The following is a 20,258-nucleotide window of genomic DNA, read 5'->3' on the forward strand; positions in this document are numbered from 1 at the left end:
ATCTTCTCATTATAGATTCGATCAGCTAAAGATCATTAAAAATTATCTTTTTCGATTTTAAATCCTCTTATATATCCACTCAAAAATAAACCGAATTCGAGCCTCCCTGGAATTGGAATCATATTGCGAAAACAATTTAAATGAGAAGTAAAAACAAGTTATTGAGATTTCAATGAAGCTGTAGCTCAAATGTGGAGTGAAATTGAGTGTCCTAACTAAAATGATAATTAGTGAAGTTCACTTTTCCCCTCTGGGTGCCAAAATATAGCTCCTGCCCGTGGATTTCGAACTAAAAAATACAGCATCATTTTTCTCATACCGATAAATCAGTCCAGGGATTTTTTTTGCCTGCTTTATTGTAAAAACTTCATTTCCTTTTATATAATTGAGGCCATAAAGGCCATCACCCAGCCAAATCCTTTTTTTTGAATCAACTTGACAATTTAAAGTATTATTAGCATTAAGGCCATCTTCTAACGAAAAATTCTGAAAATCACTGCCGTTAAATTTGGTGATTCCATTATCTGCTGCAATCCAAATATTATGATCGCAGTCTTCACATACAGAATTAACGAAATCTTATTTGAGCCCATTTCTAGAATCAATTTCAAAAAAGCTGTTACGATATGATATTGCGCAAAAACAGGTATTGGATATCAAAAAAAACATGGGGAATAGCCTATTGGGACAGTCTTTTGTTTTTCTAAAAAAAGTTCGTCATCTTTTTTTTATTTTATTATAATGATCAATATTTTTTTTTGAAAAAACATCAAAAGTATTCTCCTCTATTTTATTTAATTCATTTAATGCTATTTTGCTTTTCACTTTTATTAACAATTCGTCAGGAATGCGTAAAATTTTAATTTTCTTAAAATCATTCTCATTAAGCCGCTGCGATAGCCCTTTCCAAAATTGCGCAAGTAATGATAGGGAGATAAAATAAAATAGGGTGCTGTTTTTAGGGCAGATTTTATTTTTATTGGTATAGACGAGCCATATTGGAGCGAGAATTAGCTTTTGGGTTTTCGATAATTCTTCGAATTCGGACACAGTGACTGAAAAGTAGCTATTTCTCGACATGCTGAATTTTATTTTTTCCGCACTTCTTAAATCAAAAATAACTTCTCCTAAATTTTTTAGGTTAACTAAAAAATCTGATTTTTTGCTTTTTGTTTTATTTAGAGATGGACAAATCTGTTCAATCTTAAATGGTCCTTGTCCAAGATAGAGATAAGGTATTTTATTTTTCTCTAATAGTTTCTTAAATTCTAGTTCTTTATCGGTGTTTTCAATTTTGAAATAAGATAACAGATGTATGATTTCGGGATTTGTATTTATTTGATCAAAAATTATTTCATCAAATTTATCAGATGGATTGGTTATTAAAATTGAATTTCGTTTAGTGGTCATGAAGGGTGGTGGTTTAATATGAATTTCATGTTATTGTTAAAAGAACGGTTCTCTGTCTCAGTAATAGATGCAATAGAAAAGTTCAGCTGTCTCAAATAAAAATAGATCTAAAAAGAAATCATTAAATTTTTAATCTAATGACTTCTGGCGCAGTCAATATATAAAGATGCAAAAGTAAAGACCGCCTTATAATATCGCTGGCGGTGCTTGCATTAAAAAGTATCAAATATTTTTTTTTTGCAATAAGCGGTACGTTTTTTAATGCTTATTTGCAGGACTTTGATAAAACAGAAACCCAGAAAGAGAATGCTCTTAGATTTTCATGATAGGTTCTGGCTGCCAATAGGAAGGCAGGAGTGCTTTTTGAAATAATTGTTTGGCAAAAGTTAAAATTTCCAATTCCGCCATTATTGGCAGGCTCCCAGGTAATTAAAAAAAGCCACTGTTTGCGGGTATGCCTTCAAAAAAAAATCAATAAAGGGGCCATTGGATTTTAGACCTTATCCTTTAAATGTTTCTGTGCCATTTTTTTCTTTATAAGAGAATAGAATAAATCAGAAAATTACAGTAAAGGCTGTTTTTTTATTTTTTGAAGAAAATAGAAGCCGCCAATAGCTGCAATTATATTCCATTGTGCTGTGCTGTCTTGGCATATAGATTCAAATAGTGCTGAAAGCTGCGCTGTAAAAATGAATAAGGCTGGTTTTTATTGGTGCCGTTTTTTTTTTAAATACGCTTTTTATAGTACTAATGCAAGTTGAGAATTGTGCTGATAAGCATTTGTATTGGATACCTTTGCCTGTGTTAAATGTGTCGATTTTGATTAGGTTCTCAGTTTGACGGCTTTTAATTGGTGTGCTTTTTTGTTTTGATTCATCGGAATCATAAATTCAATAAGCGGGTGGCCATCCGAAAAGGCTTAGGCATTCTCTTTTAGAAGCTCGAATTTTGACTTCTCCAAGGACTCTGCCTTTCGGATATAGAGTGAAAGCGACTTTTTGAGGCTCGAGATATTTGAACTGCAATTTTGGGCGGTATGCGCTAAAAGGAAGGTTATTTAAAGAAAAGGAACACTGTTGAAAATAATATTTTTAGCAATCTCATAGAGATAAAGCAGGCATTACCCGATCAGGAGTCTAGAATAAAAGCTTTAAAACCCAATAAAAAAGACAGTATGCCAAACTAGAAATTGACGGTTCAGTAAAAGTTGGCTATGAAAATGGGAATAAGTTGGGCTATAGAGATGAGAGCAATAAAGATTATCCTACTTGCTGAAAGGAAGTGTTATTATGGCCTTGGACCAATTCAGTTAAGTTGGAACTATAATTACGGGCAATTGAGTGAGTTCTTGTATGGAGATAAAAAAACTCTTATTTCGAAATCCCGGAAATTTGACTATCGATGCTTCTTTGGCATTTCAGGTGGCAATATGGTTTTGGATGACTCCCCAATCTCCAAAACCATCCTGCCATAATGTGATAACAGGTAAGTGTCGGCCTAGCCAATCTGGCAAAATGCAGGCTGTAAACCCGGTTTTGGGATGACTATCAATATCATCAGCGGAGGGTTAGAGTGCAATCAGACGGATAATGCGAAAAAGAAAGATAGAAGAGGCTTTTATGAACGCTATCTGGATATGTCAAAACAAGCGATCCTAAATTGCGAATGAAAATGTGATAAAATGCAATCCTATTTAGCTGAAACAAGTCAGTTCGTAAAAACTGCTATTTTAATAATTTTCTCTTTTTCAAGATTAGATAATTTAACCGGTGCCAATCGGGGTTATCTGATAATTTGACTGAGTTCTGCTATATCTTATGGCTGTAATATTTAAAAATAGTGCCAGTTTAATTTTTAAGAACTCATCTATTGGCGCCATTAAATCAAAATATAGCGTAACGATATTAAAAAAAAAAAATTAGACGAAAATAAATTAAGGTCTAATGTAAAATCATACAACTAAATGGGTGCTAAGAATGCTATTAATGCCAATAGGATATTGGTCTTTGCCGGTTTATTATTTATGTCATGCAAGACAAATTTTGCATCAAATTACAGAATTGCCACCAGCAGGCGCAATTATTATACTGACAAATACAGTTTTGTCAAGGACTCAATTGTATTTTATGAAACCAAAAGGAATGGTTCCCGCCAATTTTATCGCGTGCACTATAAGGATTCTAAAATATTTCGTCCTAAATAATTTAAAAGGGTTCCATTCAATAAAGGCTGAAATTTTGGATATGGCTTATTTCTGTTAAAATTAATCATTACGCATTTAAGCTCAAATTGCTTTGCCAAAGCGTGTTTTTGGCAGCTTTTCAATAAGGCTTCTGCTGTTTTTTATGCAAAATTCTGCAAAAATGAATTTTATGCTAATTCTTCTTTTTAAGCTCCCATGTATAATCGACTAATGTTTTTTATTTATCGCCGGAAGGCAATTTTCCTATGGTGCAGCCTTTTTTTTTGCCGCCTTTTTTTGCTGCAATTGTGGCATAGTGATCTGTTTTTGGCTATATAAAATATTGCATCATAGTAATGAAAATTCATAAAGTATTTTAGGTTTTGTATCAACGAGTAAATTCAGTAAAATGAAAAAAATAATTTTAGTGGCACTAGTAATATTTTCTGCGTTTGCATCAGCGCAGCAATCTGTTTCTATAGTCCCGAAGCCTGTCAGAGTGAAAATGAAAAACAGCAGTTTTATTATTGATAATTCAGTTGCTGTAAAATTTGATCAAAAGGATCAGCAGATGGGACAAATAGCTGTTTTTTTTAAAGACTGCATAAAACGGGTGACGGGATTTGAATTAAATGAGCATAAAGGAAAAGCAAAAGAGATTGTTTTCAGTATCGAAAAAATCAATGGAATTGGAGACGAGGGATATTTGATCTCTGTTGATCCCGAAAGAATCCTATTAAAGGCAAATACATCAAAAGGCCTGTTTTATGCCGTCCAATCTTTATTGCAGACTCTGCCTTTTGTTGGAACGAATGATTTGGCTCAAATTCCCTGTATGGAAATAGAAGATTATCCCCGTTTTCAATGGAGAGGTATGATGTTGGACGTTAGCCACCATTTTTTTTCTATGGAAATGATTAAAGAATTTATCGATTTGCTGGCAGCATATAAAATGAATGTTTTCCATTGGCATCTGGCTGATGGTGCCGGCTGGCGTTTGGAAATAAAAAAATATCCCAAACTTGCGCAGCAGGCTGCTTGGCGCGTTGATGATTTAGATAGGCCTTGGAATTGGGCTGAGGTAGAATTTAATGCTGACCGAAGCAAATCCACTTATGGCGGCTATTATACTCAGGAGCAGGCTAAAGAAGTTGTAGCTTATGCCAAAGCAAGAAATATTACGGTTATACCTGAGATAGAAATGCCAGGGCATTCAGAGGCTGCTTTGGCGGCCTATCCCGAATTCTCGTGCAATTCTAAAAATAATTTCACGCAATCTGGGAATTTCTATGCAAGTAAAGTAGAAAGTAATATTTGCGCAGGGAATGAGGGGGCCTACACATTTCTACAAGATGTGCTTAGCGAGGTTTTGGCTATTTTTCCTTCAAAATACATTCATATTGGAGGAGATGAGGTTGATAAAACAAGCTGGCAGCGATGTGCCAAATGCCAAGCCAAAATAAAAAAGGAAAAACTGAAAAATGAGCAGGAATTGCAAAGTTATTTCATGTATAAAATGGAAAAGTTTCTGGTTTCAAAAAATAGAAAGATGATAGGCTGGGATGAAATTCTTGCAGGCGGGTTATTATCCCCAGAGGCAACAGTTATGAGCTGGCGCGGAGAGGCTGGTGGAATTGAGGCGGTAAAAAAGGGGAATGATGTAATTATGTCGCCTGGTTTTCCATGTTATTTTGATCACTATCAGGGAGATCCTGAAACGGAGCCAGCTGCTATTGGAGGATTCAATACGCTGAAAAAAGTATATAGTTACGAGCCTGTTCCCAATGAGCTCTCTGCAGAGGAATCTAAGCATGTTTTGGGTGCGCAAGCCAATTTATGGACAGAATATATTGCATCTGCAGAACAGGTGGAGTATATGATTCTTCCCCGCATTCTTGCATTGTCAGAAGTTTTATGGTCTGTAAAAGGACAACGCGATTGGGAGGGTTTTACAGAACGTCTTAAGGGCCATATGACTGGTTTTCAGCAAAAGGGCCTGCACTATAGTAAAGGGAATTTTACAGTCGACCTCAAGGCTATTACGGAAGATGATAAACTTTTTATAGCACTTGAGGCAGAACATCCGGAAGCTGCAATTTATTATACAACCGATGGGAGTATGCCTTCTAGCTCAAGCAATCGATATGATAAGCCTTTTGAAGCAAGTCATTCTATGACCATAAAAACGATTATGGTTATCAAGGGGCAGGTTATGAATAAAAAAACTGCCGAACAGTCTTTTACATTCAATAAGGCCACTGGAAAAGCGGTTGCTTATGACAATGCTTTTAGCTGCGCTTATCCTGCAAACGGTGCCAATACATTAACCGATGGGCGTCGGGGAACGCAAAATATTGATAAGCACTGGCATGGATTTAATGGCAACGATTTGGTTGCCACTATTGACCTGGAGAAAAGCACTTGTGTCAGCACTATTAGTTTAGGCTTTTTTCAAGATTGGCGACAATGGATATTCCTGCCGCAATGGGTGAAATTTGAAGTATCTCAAGATGGAATTAATTTCAAGGAAGTAAAAACAGTATTAAATACAATTCCGCCATCAGATAAAGCGAGCCAGATAAAAGATTTTACAGCCAAATTTGCACAGCATAATGTAAAAGCTGTCCGCATAACGGCAAAAAACCTGGAAAAATGCCCTTCAGGCCACCCAGGAGAAAAGGAATCTGCTTGGTTATTTGCAGACGAAATTCTGATAGAATAGGAAATGTTGGGCGCATTAAAATTTAACAGTAGTTGCTCTTATCACTAATCAAATGTCATTTTTTATTATTATTTTATTTTTCAAATTCTAATTTTATAAGCAGCTTTATTGCGGCACGTGTTTTTATGGCATTTCCTTTTTGTTTTTTAGTAATTTTAAATTTAATTATATGTAAAATGAAAAAATTGCTATTTAAAGATGCTCTAATTTGGCTAACTTCGTTTTTTAATGGTGATAATCCGTCTTGGCCATCTGGCTCAATTTTAGCCAAAAAGGGGATTTTTACACAAAGCGGTGGTAGAGCCTATTGCGAAGACATGGTATATAACGATAAAATTGTGAGAGTCATTGGAAAGGATTATGTGATTGCATACACTTTAAAAAAGGATTTAAATATAAAAACGGAAGAGTGCAATAGGAATGGGGATCTGGATATTGTAAAAGAGTATCATTATGCCAAAGGCAGACTTGCCGCCTTAACAATTAAAAAAACGGAATTGTCATTTTATTCGAAAATTAAATTTGTTCATAATTTCGACGGAACTGTTTCTTACAAAGATTTAAGGCTTAACTCCTCAACCAACACTAAGGATGATAGGGGATACGTTGGGAAATTTATATTTAAGGATGGAAATCTGATTCAAAAACTATATTCATATTACGAACACGAAGGATCTATAGTATATGATTATGATGTGAAAAATAATCCTTTTAAAAATGTTGCAGGCTTTGATTTCCTGTTAGATATTGATATGCCTCAAAGCTAGCTTGACAGCATAATAAAAAAAACTCACACTTCGGGATCTGAGACTAATATTCGGACTTACATTACCCCCTCTGACTATGAATATGATGCGAATGATTATGTGATAAAGGAAGTTGCAACTTATCAAAGTGCAAGCGAAAGGTTAACTGAAAACGGATCAATACAGATATTAGAATGGTTTTGCTAAATAATCTATACGATTGATTAGGGAACATGCTTAATTTGCATCTGTAAAAAAGATTTTTGCAGGCGTCTTCTAATTTATAGGCTCTCATTTTGATTTCTATCTGTTCATGCATTTGGCCAGCAGCTCAGCAGATGATTTGAATAATGAAGCCTAAGTTCATTATATATCTACGGCCTGCATTGTAATTTTGTTTTTAAAATCTCTTTTATGCTTATGCTTGCCAATCATAAACCGCTATTTAAAATTGCATTTGTTCTTTCAGCTACTGCATTTTACAAGACCAGAGTTTAGAAAGGATACGGAGAAAGACAGCAATCTGCACTATTTTCACCATAGAAAAAGAAATAAGACAAAAGACTTTTTGCATTTTGATAATTTTGAAGAAAACCAAAATGGCAGATAGACTTTTAATCTACGGCAGAACCCTGTAATCTGTCTTTTTTAAGTTTTATATAATTGGAATCCAAACTGCTAGGAGGCGGCTATAATTAATTTTCGTCTGTCCAAAATAACTTATGCAGGATTCTGATATAAACTCAGATTGATTGAATATTCTTATAAATCAGCTTAACTTTCTGCTTCAAAACCAAGTGACAGCTCCAGTTAAAATTCTCTTCAACTTTTGCAATAGAAAAAGTGCCAAGCCCATAACAATTGGCTGTGGTTGTGCAAGTGATCAATAAGGGAGAACAGCCAAAATCAATTGATTCCCAAACTTTTTGACGAAATTAAATAAGGTATTATAGTTATCTTTATCCTTAAAATAAGGGGCTGATTTGCCAGAGTCAGACCTGCTTTAGTACATACGTCCAGCAGCATTTCCCATTGCAACTGCTGCCATTCCGGCTCCTTGGGCTGCTGTGCCCATCGCTGAAGTTGAAGAGTTGTTGAATATATGGGTCACTTTTTGCGCCAATGCGCGGCCACCTCCGGCATAACAATGTAATTTGCTAGAGAGGGAACAGTGAAATAACCCGCAATACCATAATCATAAATACTAAATACGCTCAATGGCTTCCTTTAGTGTCGGAATTGAATTTATTGAAAGGGTTTTTAGTTCCGATTTTTTCAAAAGTTGTTCATACTGTCTTTGCTTCTAATTTCCATTTTTTGTATATCAAAACCGTCGTTTTTTTTGTATTTGGCCCAAACCGTAATTATTGCAATTTTCCTGTTGTTCAAGTTTAGCGCAAGTCTTTTTTCTTTTTTTTTCTTTTTATAGGACTTTTTTATGTTTAATTCATGGTTTTATTTATTCTAATCTTAATATTTTTGCACGCTTTTTAAAAGATAAAGCATTTTTTTCTTGTATTTATTATCTCGTTTTACTTAACTGTAACTATTTGTTTTTTTTAATTTATTTGTCCTTAAATTTTGAATTAACTATAAGATGGTGATTATCTTTTTTGCAAAGAATAAATTTATATTTTTTTAAGCGCTCAATATTTTAAATAATTATGTATGAAATTAAAATTTTTACTTTTGTTTTTTTTGTTAAACGTATGTGCTTATTCACAAAATTCTGGTATTGGAACTTCCAGTCCCAATGCTTCTTCCAAACTTGAAGTTTTTTCGTTGGATAAAGGTTTGCTTATTCCTCGTGTTAGTTTAAAGAGTACATTAGATACAGTTACGATTGCTAACGGTAATGTAAATAGTCTTCTTGTTTTTAATACGCAGACTGTTGGAGATGTTAGTCCTGGTTACTATTATTGGTATACTGACAGATGGAACAGGCTTACAACATCGTCAAATAACGGGCTTATAACAACAAATGGGGTTGTTGAGTTGGGAGGAACTTTAACAAAACCTACGGTAATCACTGCAAGTGCTTCAAATACATTGGCGGTTGCTGGTTTGTCTACTGGTTCTTCGAGCGATCAGGTTTTGGTAAGTGATGCTACAACGGGGGTTGTAAAAAAAATCGCATCAGCTAGTTTAATTCCAGCTACTACTGTAGATGCTACTGTTTTAAATGGCGCTCTGACAACAACAGTAAATGAGATATCCGATTCCACTCCTGTAAATGTTTTAACATCGTCAAATAATGGTGTTACTTCAATAAATGGAGTTGCTGAATTGGGAGGAACTTTAACAAAACCTACGGTAATCACTGCAAGTGCCACAAATACACTAGCGATTCCAGGTTTGTCTATTGGTTCTTTTAGCGATCAGGTTTTGGTAACTGATGCTACAACCGGGGTTGTAAAAAAAATCGCATCAGCAAGTATTGATACAACATTGGATGGCTTTATAGATTATCCAAGTAAAGGGCTAGTCGCACTAGGAACTATGTCAGACGGCAAAAGTGAAAGAGGTCAAGGAAATGATTTTGTTATATTAGATGATGCAAGTACCGGTATTGGTACAGGAACACCAAACCAAAGTGCTATCTTAGAATTGAAATCCAATACAAGAGGCTTTTTGCCTCCAAAATTGACAAAAAGTGAAAGAGATCAAATAAATAATCCGGCTACTAGCTTAGTAATTTATTGCACGAATTGTAATAATGAGCAAGGATGTTTGCAGGTAAACGACGGTACGGCTGATCTTCCTGTTTGGAATTGTGTAAGTGGAATCCCTCAACAAAATGTAACTGCTGTATGCAATGGCTTTGTGTCAGGGAATTATGTTGCGGGTTCTGCATTATCTGGAACTTATACTGTCTCTATTGGAAATAATAGTTTTTCCAGTGCGACTATAGCTTTTGATAAATCTGATTTGACACTTTCTGGAGTATCCGGAGTAACTGTAAGTTCTGTATCGCCAACATCAGTTACTATTTTAGCAGGAGAAACAAAAGTTATTACTTATAATTTAAGCGGAATGATTGGTTCTGCCGGTACATTGTCAGGTTTTTGGAAAAAGTTAACGCTTAGCTGTTCTAAAGAAAAAACGGTAACCTACCCAGATGCTATTTTTAACTGTAACGCAACAAATATTTTATCTAACGATTATAGTTTGGTTAATGGGAAATCCTACACAGGATCAATAACAATTCCTTACACGGTAAATGTTTCCGGAGGAACATATAGTGCCCAGACAATTACTTCAAATGGTATTACCTTTACACGTAATGCAGGATCTTATAACGCTCCATCAGGAAATATTGTATACAATTTTTCTGGAACTTTTACAGGAAACACAAGCGAAATTTTTACAATAACTACTGATCTTGCTGCAGGTTCCTGTACAATATTTATTTTTGATGCTATTAGAGCAGCTATCGTCAAAGGTGGCAACACCAAAGATCTTTCCAAATATGATGCGGCAAGAACGCAAGATGTAATTAATGTTACTTCTGCTTCATATGATCAAATAGCAGCTATTACAAATGCGTCTAAAATTTTATCCTCTGACGGATTATTTAGTGGAAATCCTCCTAATGGTACTTCTGGTCAGAATGGAACGAGGCCCTTTCCGCCAGTTGCCTTTGATACCCAAAACTATTTTAAAGCAGGATCGTACTTTGTAGCTTTCAAGGTAAAAACAAAAGTTCCATCGTATTTTTCAAATATAAATTATTTAGGAACTAAAATTCAATTTAAAGACAGTTCTGATACAGGATTTAAAGATTATTGTAATCCTTTAACTAGCTTAAATGCTAGTAGTTATACTGAATATTATTTTGTTATTAAACAACCTCAAAATGCTATTCCTACAGACCCTACTTTAGGTGTTTTTAATCCTGCTTCCAATAATGATCTTATAGGGGGAGGAAATAATAGTGGTAATTTTCCTGCGTATTTGCAGGGAATAGAAGTGAGCAACAAGCAGTGGTAAGTCTTTTTTTAATAGATATACAATTTAATCCTAAACAATTCAAACCAAAAAGCAAGAGATGGCTTTTTGGTTTGAATTGTTATTTTCGCTTATATCTTGTAGTGAGACATGGTAGCTGGAAATAGTTAGGCAAGACAAAGGTTTTTTTGGATCTGATGCAAAACTTGGTTAGTAGGTAAAAATATTAGATAGATTAAATAAAAAGAAGTCTATATTTCTCACTTCGCTAAATGCTTTTATTTTTGCGTTGAAAGATTCAGCCGAAGCATTTCTGCTTCTGTTGTCAAAATAGTTTAAGGGGGAATTGGAATTAAAAGTTAGGGTTTTGAGTAATAAAACATTAAAAATTTTAAAGCTTACCCTCAATATTCCCGTACCAATGTGTTTTGTTATTGTAAACTCGTCGAAGTTGTTGATTTAGATTTATATGCTGTTTTTGTATCGGGATAATGCAAACTGCATTTATGCTCTTCCCTCTTTTATGCTGGGGCCGTTTTTTCACAAGATTGTGTAGCAGTTACTTACTTCTTGGTCGTAGCTGTTTAATAGATTTTCCGTTGGATAAAAGCTTAGGGATATTGTTTTGTTTTCTCTTTTTCCTGTAATATCAAGTGATTATCAGTATTCATAGCTTCCAATCGATGTTTGATTCTCATCTCTTGCAAGGTTTCCGGCGCTAACTTTTGACCATTTGCAATCCTGACGGCATTTGTACACCAAGATAGCTGTATTCCTGGTTCCTTGGATAATTGTGCTGTAGTTTAATTGGTTTAGCATATAAGCTTTTTTACTATCTTTCATTATTTATAGTTAAATATTATTTTAGGCATGTACGGTTTTTCCTGTATTTATTAAAAGAATATTATTTATGGAATCATTCAAAGGAGAAAGCATTATTGTTTTTTTGATATATTCAAAACAGATTTAGATTGTTTAAAAAATTTAGCGACGATAAAATGGAAAGGAGATTTTCGATGTTCAAAATGTTATCACAATAAATTTACGATTCGTAAACTAAATTTTGCTAGAAATTGTAATTTATGCCATCATGTTGAAAGTCCAACGGTTAATACTATTTTTTTACAAAGTAAAATTTGGCATTCGAAAAGCTTTTGGAATCGTCTTTGAAATGACTGCACTACAAAAAGCTTATCTTCATCTTCTTCACAAATGGCAAACGCTATTCGGAACTTGAAGCTAAATTGAAGTTATTGGAAAAACAAAAAACATTTCTGGAAGCAGGCGTATGTTGCTGATAAAAAAGCTATTATTTTCGATATGATGATTGATATGGCTGAAAAAGAATATCAAATTGACATCCGAAAAAAACTCACCACCCAAACAATCGACCATTTTAAAAAAGAACATCAACAAACAATAATGTTTGCCTGTGCTTTGTTTTGGAATAGACAGACAGGTTTATTATCGAAGAATAAAAAGAGCCAGCTCCAAACAGCGTGTGGCCTCAGAAGTTGTCGGCCTGGTTTTGAAAATTAGAAATGCAATGCCGAGAATTGGAGCAAAAAAAATTGTATTATCTTTTAAATGGGGAATTGAGTGAGCTTAAAATCGGCAGAGATAAATTTATCGACATACTTAGGGAAAATCTCATCTATTGATAATGCCAAAACGTTCTTATCACATAACAACAAACTCTCATCATAGGTTTAGAAAACACCAAAATCAAATGCTAGAACTGCGTATCCGCAGGCCGGATCATGTCTGGGTTATCTGACATAACCTATATTTGAAAAAGAGACAATCCATGCTACTTAAACCTAATAACAGAGGCCTGCTCTAAAAGGGTAATGGGTTTTAATGTAGCAGATAATATGAATCGCAGGTTTTAGGAAATTTCTAAATCTTCCGCTAATCCAGATTTTTTTCTATGATGGTAGATTTGGAGATTTCCGAAGCTTATTTGATTAGGGAATGTGTAATCATTTATAAAAGAAAGTAGTTAATTTATCTTATCAATTGCAAAAGCCTTATGCTTAAACTTGGATATATTATTTCGTATTAAAAATAAAGTACTTTATATTATCTAAACTAAAAGCTAATTGGCACGTGTTCTCTTTTTACTGATAAAGCAAAAAATGTGTTATCAAGGTTACTTTTCTTTTTTCAAAATCAGAGATGCAAGTGCTGTATTTTTGATGATCCTTTCCGGCTCACTTTGGATTATTTCCTGAATCTCAATTTTAATCCGCAGATAATTTTTCTGGACGATAACATTATCAATGCTTTGAATCATGGGGATTTCGTTATAAGCTGCTGTTTTTTTTTTATTCTTTCATGGTCGTTGATGATCTCGCAGTGATAGGTTTTAAGTTCCATGCGACAGTCTGGGTTATCGGCTGTCATGCCAGAAAATTTCCCTGAACTCAGCGTAGAAATCTTGGATGGCGGCACCGCGGATTCCAGTTGTCTTGAACGGCTGATTGAGGTGTCGTTGCTATTAATGGACAGGCTTTCGGGGTTCTGCATTATCTTTCCGAAACGCTCGGAGAGCTGTTTGGCCGTATCCCCGCTGACCTATCCTGATACAGTATTTTCAACAATGTTGACAATCACGTCAGCCTGCTCGAGGCCGTAGTCTTTAAGTAGCTGGCTGAAGTTCTGAATCTCCAGACAGGTGCTCACTCTGTTGCTTCTTGCCGTTGCAATAAGACGGTCATAAAGTTATTTAGAGTGTCTTGAAATTGACAGGCTCAAGACAAGCGATTCTGGAAATTATGATGTTGTGATCAGTGGTGATGCCATCTCTTCCATAATTTTGGTTGCAGTGCAGGTGCAGCGATTATTACAACAGTGCCGTAGGCGAACCTACAGCCAACGAAGGCCTATTGTGCCATTGGTCGGCGGCAATAAACGGCAGTACGGCAGCACGCGCTCAGGGAGTCTGCCTTTCAGGCTGGCATGTTCCTTCGGACTGCGAGTGGATGTTTTTGGAAAATACCTTGGGTATGACAGTAGCCAATCAAATAGCTACAGGAGAAAGATATTCTGGCTGCGTCAGAACAGATCTAAAAATTGGTGGTTCTTCCGGGGTTTCGGGTTTGAGGTCTGGAAATGGCAATTTTGTGCCGGCTTTCTTCGATCGTGGCAGTGTCGGTATCTTTTGGCCACCGTCGGTTCGTGGCTCTTATACGTTATATCGCTACTTGCCCTAGCCTGTTACTTCTGTTAATCGTTGCGCTTATGTCAAGGCGCTCAGTTTTTCTATTTGCTGTCTTAAAGATTGATTTATTTAGTTGTCATGTAGGATGGTAAGGCCGTCTGAATGAAAGTTGCTTCTTTATATATTATTAGTTCATTATAAAAAGAGAGCATGCCGTTTATCTGCAAATAAGTTTGGCTTGTCGAAACATTTGATCTAGTGAAAATTTTACTAGAATATTCAAGGTAATTTGTAGATGCATATTATAATGCTTAAAATAATAAGAATCTATTTATTAAGTATCGTTTTTTTTTTCTTTTTTGTTTTTCCGGTACTTATATGGCGCTGTTCGAGCTCTTTAGTGTCTATAATATTATTTAATTTTAATCTTTATAAATGCCTAAACTCTTTAGTGTCACAAATAGTATATTGACACGTCAACAGTTGATATGCTAATTCTGATTTTATAATACTTATAAGAGTTAGTTTGTTACGACAATATTTTTAGATTTATCAAATAGAAATTTGGTAAAAGATAAAATAAATAGCTTATTAATTCTGGATTTTGGGATTGAAATTTAATTATTGTGTTAGAGTTTCATGAAACATAATAAAAAATAAATTGTTGGATGTATTTCTGTATAGATTGTTTATTAGTGATTAGTATTACTGATTTTCTAAATTTATAGTAAATTAAATCAATTACCCTGTTATTTAATAATGAATAATAATAAATGTATAAAATATTGAAAATGAAAAATATAAGTTTTTTTTGAAAAAACATCGTTAATGTGCTTAAGGGGGGCATTTTTTTTGATTTCAATTGATAGCATAGTGCTGCACAGAGGAGTCTTTGGCGTACAGACAAGGCCAGCCAGATGTGCAACTCAATCAAGACCGTAAATAATAACAGAAACGCACCTACTTTAGCAGTAACAGCAATTGTAGTTAGTGTTGAAAGCACGCAATATCATTACGGCCAAGGGGTTGGTATACCGAAACAAGCGGAGGTTATAGAGCAGTACCTGCGCTGGTTGGAGGAACAGTAAATAATTATTTCTAAGTGGTGTTGAAACTATTAATACAGGAAGCGTTAATGATTATTATTACCGAGGAATCTATTATGAAAAAGATGGAAGGGCTTATAAAGCAGTCGCTCCGACCGCTGGAACTTTAGTAGATAAGCTGCCAGAAGGAGGTGAAGAAGTTACTAGAGGTGACGCCAAATACGTAAAACGTGGAGAAACGTACTGCCAATCTGTTCAAGTTACGGTAAAGACAAATACGAGGCTGTTGACATTGGGAAAGATAGTTGAAATTATGAAACGGTCTCCGCTTATGTGGGACCTAGAGGTTTATTTGTCTGTAAGTGGAACCTGATTTTCAAGCCCTGGAAGGTGTTTTTAATATTTTTAACAACGATAATTCTCAATCAAATAAGGATAGAATTTTTCAATTAGCTAAAATCGATAGTGTTTAGAATTAGTTATATTAGATTTCAAATTATTAAGATGTTGAAATACAATTAATATTAAAATAAGAAAGATGACTAGTAATGTTCATCTTTCTTATTTTAATATTACTTTGAAAGAAATAAAATGAATAAAAAGGCTACCTAGCATTCCAGAGTTAGTGATAATATCAATTGTCAAAGATGTAAAGATAAAAAGGCTATTAAAATGGGAGGACGAAAAACAACAAACAATAGTGCTATTGCAAAATCTGTTTTTACCGTTTTATAGAAAATTATACATGTCAAACCTATAAAACCAGATTAAATGGAGGGAATGTTTTTTTTGCGCCGCAATTCGGCAGTCGTAGGTTAAGTGACTGTTTTTGGTCATCTTCTAGCTCTTATTGGCAAGTTTTCTTTCGTCGCTTAAATGGTTTTGGGACTGCTGATATTTCTGTTTACCGACTTAGTGTTGGCAAAGCATACAGTTTTACTGTTCGTTGTCTTAAGGATTAATTTTTTTGACTATCTATATTAGCTGCAAACTGTATCGTTTGACCGGCATTATAGTTTGATTACTAAAAAAAGGATGTTTTGTTATTTTAAGAAAGTAATTGTTTTCTGTTGATATTATTGGCTTTTTTAACTCCATTAAAACCTATATAAAATAAAAAAAAGCATAATTATTTTTATGAGCCTGTTTTCTGTTTTTTGCTATTCTCAAAGTAGCGGTATTGGAACCCAAACGCCTGATGCATCTGCTGTTTTTGAAATTAAGTCTACTGTGGGGGGGGTTTTGCCTCCACGACTAACAGAGACACAACGAGATGCCATTGTTGCACCAGCGCCCGGTTTGATAATTTATAATAGTACTGTGAATTGTCTTGAATTTTGGAGCGGTACTGAATGGTTCAATACTTGTGTTGATGGAAAATTGGAACCTTCCACCAATGGTACTGCCAAAGCCAGTACTTATAATTGTGGAGGCAGTAGTACAGGTAATTTAAATGCTGGTATTACGGCTGTTGCAACACAGGATATACTTCTTACCGTGACCAAAAAAGGTTCTTATAATATAAGTACTAATGCTGTAAACGGCATTATTTTTACAGATTCAGGTTTTTTTAATGCTCCTGGTGATTATGTAGTTACATTAACGGCTTATGGCACTCCAGTTAGTGTTGGATCATTTACTTATACATTGAATACCACACCAGATTGTAGTTTTACAAAAAATGTTGCAAATGCTTCATTGATAACTATCAGTAGCCAGCCTGCTGCTCCTGCAGCAGGCTGTTCGGGTACAGGAATTGTCAACTTGTCGGTAACGGCTTCTGGCACAAGTGGGATAACTTATGTATGGAGACGTAATGGTACTGCACTAGTTAATGATGCTGTTATATCCGGAGCAACGAGCAATATTCTAAAATTGACAAATCCCAGAAGTGCAGATTCTGGAGATTATGATGTTGTAATAAGCGGTAATGCCACGATTCCTGTTACTTCTGTGGCTGTTTCTGTTGTGGTTTATTCAACTCCTACGGTGGTGACTGCTGAGCAAAAAATTTGTTCTCCTGCCACAGCGGATCTTACTTTGGCTGGTGTAACAGCTGGAAGTACATCAGGTTTAACTTATAGTTATTTTACAGATGCTGCAGGGACTATTCCTTATGCCACTCCAAGTGCTGCAGCTATAGGAACCTATTATATTAAAGGAACAAATAGCAATGGATGTTTTGCTATTGCACCTGTGGCAGTTAGTACAAGTAGTGTTGTTGTTGCAGGCATAGCAGGAGGAGCCTCCTCTGTTACAGTAGGTAATACCACGCCTGCTTTTACTGATAGTACGCCTGGTGGTACTTGGTCTATACAGAATGGCACTGGTAGTGCCACAATTGATGGTTCTGGTTTGGTTACGGGGGTGTCTGCTGGTACTGTAACGGTTGTTTATACAATAACTAATGCTGGTTGCATTAGCACAGCCACTAAATCATTGACTGTTGATAATGGCGGTGTTATTTCTGGGAACACGCTTTGCGCTTCAAAGGTCATTTCAAAAACAATTTGCAGCAGTGTGGTTGGCGCAATACGCAATGATGATGCTGCTACTGCAGATGGTGTTGAGTATGATTGGAGTACAGCAACAAGTAGTGTTTTAGGTGTTGGATTTGGAGCGACCACCGGGACTCGTGCATTGGTTGAAATTGGAGGACAATGTTGGGCGCGTTACAATATGGATGTGGTCAACAGTAATGACAAACCAGCAGTTAATGATGGTGTTGATAGAGGTTCTAGTGATTATTATAATAGTGCCGCAAGCGAGCTTGCCCCTAATGAAGGATTATTGTACCAGTGGTCAGGTGCTATGAATGGTGCTACAGCTGAGCGTTCTCAGGGTGTTTGTCCTGTAGGTTGGCATATTCCCTCAGATTGTGAATGGATGTATTTAGAGAATGCTTTAGGGATGACCATTGCAGATCAGGTTTTAACTGGCGATAGATTATCAGGTACTGTTGGCGCGAAATTGAGGACTGGCGGAAGCTCCGGATTTAATGGCTTGATTGGAGGTTATGGTTATAATGCACCAGTATTTCAAAATCGAGGCAGTTTTGGATATTTTTGGTCATCATCGCTCTCAAGTTCTAATGGGATCAATAGGTACTTGCCTGCTGCGGGTACGTATCTTGGTCGCTATCCTAATAAAGCAATTAGCGTTTCTGTTCGCTGTCTCAAGAATTAGTTTTGTTTTGGTTGCTATGTATATTCGCCGTAAGCGTTATGCTTGCGGCGGTATCATAATTTGGTCAGTAAAAAAGTTGCTTTTTTGTTTTGGGACGGTGAAAGCTTTCTGTTTATATTCTTAGTTTTTTTTACTCATAAAACTCATGGAAAATGAAAAAAAACATTATTATTTTAATGATCCTGTTTTCTTTTTTTCTTATTCTCAAAGCTCAGGCATTGGAACTTTAACGCCTGACACATCTGCCGTTTTTGAAATTAAGCCTACTGTTGGTGGGTTTTTGGCGCCAAGTCTTGCAGAGGTAAAGCGCGATGCTATTGATGCACCAGCACCTGGTTTGATGATTTATAATAGTACTGAGAATTGTCTTGAATTTTGGAACGCTATCGGATGGTTCAATACTTGTGTGGATGGAAAATTGGAACTTTCCGCCAATGGTACCGCCAAAGCCAGTACTTATAATTGTGGAGGCAGTGGTACAGGTCCTTTGAGTGCCGGCATCGATGCTGTTGCAGCACAGGATATATTTGTTACCGTGACCAAAAAGGCACTTATAACATACGTGCCATGCTGTAAACGGCATTGTTTTTACAGATTCTGTTTTTTTTAACGGGCGGCCTGGTATGAGCCATAGCCAATCAGGGCAATTATAAAAAGCCCTACGATGAGTTTATTCCTCACGGAAAACTCAATTATTTTAGTAAGCATAAGTTTGTTTTGTTAATCGTCGTTATAAAAAAATAAGGAATAGCAAAAACACGCGCCATTAGACGTGCAGGTTTTTAAGCGGATAAAAAACGATTAACAGTTCCTGGGCGGCTGCCAGATAGAGGAAAGGGAAATTGACGAATAGGAAAAAGTATAGGTATATAAATTTTGCTTTTTATACGTAAAACTCACTTTTTGTATTGTTTTGTATTCTTGTATTAAAGGATAGAATACAACAGAACTGATATTGGTGTGTGATTTAAAAGGCAGTTTCATATCCTTATCATAATCATCATATACATCTGGTCCCTGATAGTGAATGCAAAGAAACTCAAGAATAGTTAAGCCAGGATTTTGTTCTTTATGTTCCGCATAATGTTCTGCCATTATAGGCAGCTTTATGAGTTCGCCCAACTGAGTTATAGACAGCAGGTAAACCGATAAAAATAATATGGGAAAGTGTTTTTTCACAATTCAAATATAACTAATATTCTTATGATATTTTCAGCTAAATGGTTGTTTAGAAATGTTGTAAATAGTAAGTGCTGTCAGAATGGGCTTTAAATTTTTACCTGCAGAGAGATAAAAGGCCATTAAAAAGCAAAGGCTGGAGAAAGATACTGCTGGAAGTTTTTTCCTACTGAGCCGGATGGTTCTAAATGTTACATTTTATTGTTTTTTTTCTCCAATTCATGCTAAATTAGCCATTAAATAAAAGTATCTGTTAAAAAAACACTTTTTCATTTCTCTATCAGCCGTTAAATAGGATGCATCCCCCGATTGCAGATCACTTCCAATAAACTGTCTTATATAATGTAATTAGAAATATTATCGATGTATACTATAAATACGCATATGGCCATTTTAAATACAATTTAGATTCAAAAAAGTTAATTGTAAATATTAAATGGTTTAGACTTGATGCGTTAAGCAGTTTAAATTTACAGGCGCTTTCTTTTAATAAATCGGATCTTGAACTATATAAGGGTTTTATAGATAAAAAAACAGCATAATTTTCCCGATTCTGCTTTTGGAAATACACCAATTTTTTGCGTCAGTCGAGCAACAATTATATTAAAAAAATTAAGAGCAAGAAATTGAAATATTAAGAAATTTTAAATCATTTTACTTTTGCAATCGTACAGCC

The 20,258-nt window shown here is 35.3% G+C and carries 12 protein-coding genes and 2 pseudogenes; 10 read left to right on the top strand and 4 right to left on the bottom strand.

Annotation, left to right across the window (positions count from 1 at the left end; all coding sequences use genetic code 11):
- Positions 1–717: 717 nt before the first annotated feature.
- A complete protein-coding gene (locus tag M0M44_RS11290; RefSeq protein WP_248729848.1) occupies positions 718–1,410 on the bottom strand; it encodes a hypothetical protein in 693 nt (230 codons plus the stop codon).
- A gap of 1,352 nt (positions 1,411–2,762) precedes the next feature.
- Between M0M44_RS11290 and M0M44_RS23895 the strand changes: the two are divergent.
- The 3 genes and pseudogenes from M0M44_RS23895 to M0M44_RS11300 all read left to right on the top strand — a co-directional run bounded on the left by M0M44_RS23895 (position 2,763) and on the right by M0M44_RS11300 (position 7,081).
- A pseudogene (locus M0M44_RS23895) lies at positions 2,763–3,079 on the top strand (glycoside hydrolase family 19 protein).
- A 922-nt stretch (positions 3,080–4,001) separates the two neighbouring features.
- Complete coding sequence (locus M0M44_RS11295) at positions 4,002–6,314, top strand: glycoside hydrolase family 20 protein (protein ID WP_248729849.1); 2,313 nt, start codon at positions 4,002–4,004, stop codon at positions 6,312–6,314.
- A gap of 176 nt (positions 6,315–6,490) precedes the next feature.
- A complete protein-coding gene (locus M0M44_RS11300) occupies positions 6,491–7,081 on the top strand; it encodes a hypothetical protein (RefSeq protein WP_248729850.1) in 591 nt (196 codons plus the stop codon).
- Positions 7,082–8,063: 982 nt separating this feature from the next.
- Here M0M44_RS11300 and M0M44_RS11305 read toward each other — a convergent pair.
- On the bottom strand, positions 8,064–8,171 hold the full coding sequence (locus M0M44_RS11305) for a hypothetical protein (protein ID WP_248729851.1): 108 nt from the start codon (positions 8,169–8,171) through the stop codon (positions 8,064–8,066).
- 557 nt (positions 8,172–8,728) lie between these two features.
- Here M0M44_RS11305 and M0M44_RS11310 point away from each other — a divergent pair.
- The 3 genes and pseudogenes from M0M44_RS11310 to M0M44_RS11320 all read left to right on the top strand — a co-directional run bounded on the left by M0M44_RS11310 (position 8,729) and on the right by M0M44_RS11320 (position 12,547).
- Entirely contained in the window at positions 8,729–11,050 is a 2,322-nt protein-coding gene (locus M0M44_RS11310) for a hypothetical protein (RefSeq protein ID WP_248729852.1), read from the top strand.
- A gap of 868 nt (positions 11,051–11,918) precedes the next feature.
- Positions 11,919–12,226, top strand: a pseudogene (locus M0M44_RS11315) (IS1595 family transposase); the annotation flags it as partial.
- A 114-nt stretch (positions 12,227–12,340) separates the two neighbouring features.
- Complete coding sequence (locus M0M44_RS11320; RefSeq protein ID WP_248729853.1) at positions 12,341–12,547, top strand: hypothetical protein; 207 nt, start codon at positions 12,341–12,343, stop codon at positions 12,545–12,547.
- 1,038 nt (positions 12,548–13,585) lie between these two features.
- On the opposite strand, the gene M0M44_RS23830 is transcribed toward M0M44_RS11320, so the two are convergent.
- On the bottom strand, positions 13,586–13,693 hold the full coding sequence (locus M0M44_RS23830; protein ID WP_275981823.1) for a hypothetical protein: 108 nt from the start codon (positions 13,691–13,693) through the stop codon (positions 13,586–13,588).
- A 137-nt stretch (positions 13,694–13,830) separates the two neighbouring features.
- Here M0M44_RS23830 and M0M44_RS23900 point away from each other — a divergent pair, with 137 nt between their 5' ends.
- The 4 genes from M0M44_RS23900 to M0M44_RS11340 all read left to right on the top strand — a co-directional run bounded on the left by M0M44_RS23900 (position 13,831) and on the right by M0M44_RS11340 (position 19,013).
- Positions 13,831–14,223: an FISUMP domain-containing protein gene (locus tag M0M44_RS23900; protein ID WP_420842767.1), complete on the top strand. Its 393-nt coding sequence runs from the start codon at positions 13,831–13,833 to the stop codon at positions 14,221–14,223.
- Positions 14,224–15,326: 1,103 nt separating this feature from the next.
- Positions 15,327–15,590, top strand: coding sequence for a DUF6515 family protein (locus M0M44_RS11330; protein ID WP_256469818.1), 264 nt, complete (start codon positions 15,327–15,329; stop codon positions 15,588–15,590).
- A 764-nt stretch (positions 15,591–16,354) separates the two neighbouring features.
- Entirely contained in the window at positions 16,355–18,403 is a 2,049-nt protein-coding gene (locus M0M44_RS11335; RefSeq protein WP_248729854.1) for an FISUMP domain-containing protein, read from the top strand.
- A 145-nt stretch (positions 18,404–18,548) separates the two neighbouring features.
- The gene (locus M0M44_RS11340) at positions 18,549–19,013 is read left to right on the top strand and encodes a hypothetical protein (protein WP_248729855.1); all 465 of its coding nucleotides are present in this window, start codon (positions 18,549–18,551) and stop codon (positions 19,011–19,013) included.
- Positions 19,014–19,204: 191 nt separating this feature from the next.
- Here the strand turns inward: M0M44_RS11340 and M0M44_RS11345 are convergent, their stop codons facing one another.
- Positions 19,205–19,498: a hypothetical protein gene (locus M0M44_RS11345; RefSeq protein WP_248729856.1), complete on the bottom strand. Its 294-nt coding sequence runs from the start codon at positions 19,496–19,498 to the stop codon at positions 19,205–19,207.
- Positions 19,499–20,258 lie beyond the last annotated feature (760 nt).

It is taken from the genome of Flavobacterium humidisoli, from assembly GCF_023272795.1.
GTDB classification, from domain to species: Bacteria; Bacteroidota; Bacteroidia; order Flavobacteriales; family Flavobacteriaceae; genus Flavobacterium; species Flavobacterium humidisoli.

Excerpts from the sequence above, each read along its gene's own strand:
- M0M44_RS11290 (WP_248729848.1), bottom strand. The coding sequence starts at position 1,410 with ATGACCACTAAACGAAATTCAATTTTAATAACCAATCCATCTGATAAA.
- M0M44_RS11295 (WP_248729849.1), top strand. The coding sequence starts at position 4,002 with ATGAAAAAAATAATTTTAGTGGCACTAGTAATATTTTCTGCGTTTGCA.
- M0M44_RS11300 (WP_248729850.1), top strand. The coding sequence starts at position 6,491 with ATGAAAAAATTGCTATTTAAAGATGCTCTAATTTGGCTAACTTCGTTT.
- M0M44_RS11310 (WP_248729852.1), top strand. The coding sequence starts at position 8,729 with ATGAAATTAAAATTTTTACTTTTGTTTTTTTTGTTAAACGTATGTGCT.
- M0M44_RS11320 (WP_248729853.1), top strand. The coding sequence starts at position 12,341 with ATGGCTGAAAAAGAATATCAAATTGACATCCGAAAAAAACTCACCACC.
- M0M44_RS11335 (WP_248729854.1), top strand. The coding sequence starts at position 16,355 with ATGAGCCTGTTTTCTGTTTTTTGCTATTCTCAAAGTAGCGGTATTGGA.
- M0M44_RS11340 (WP_248729855.1), top strand. The coding sequence starts at position 18,549 with ATGGAAAATGAAAAAAAACATTATTATTTTAATGATCCTGTTTTCTTT.
- M0M44_RS11345 (WP_248729856.1), bottom strand. The coding sequence starts at position 19,498 with ATGGCAGAACATTATGCGGAACATAAAGAACAAAATCCTGGCTTAACT.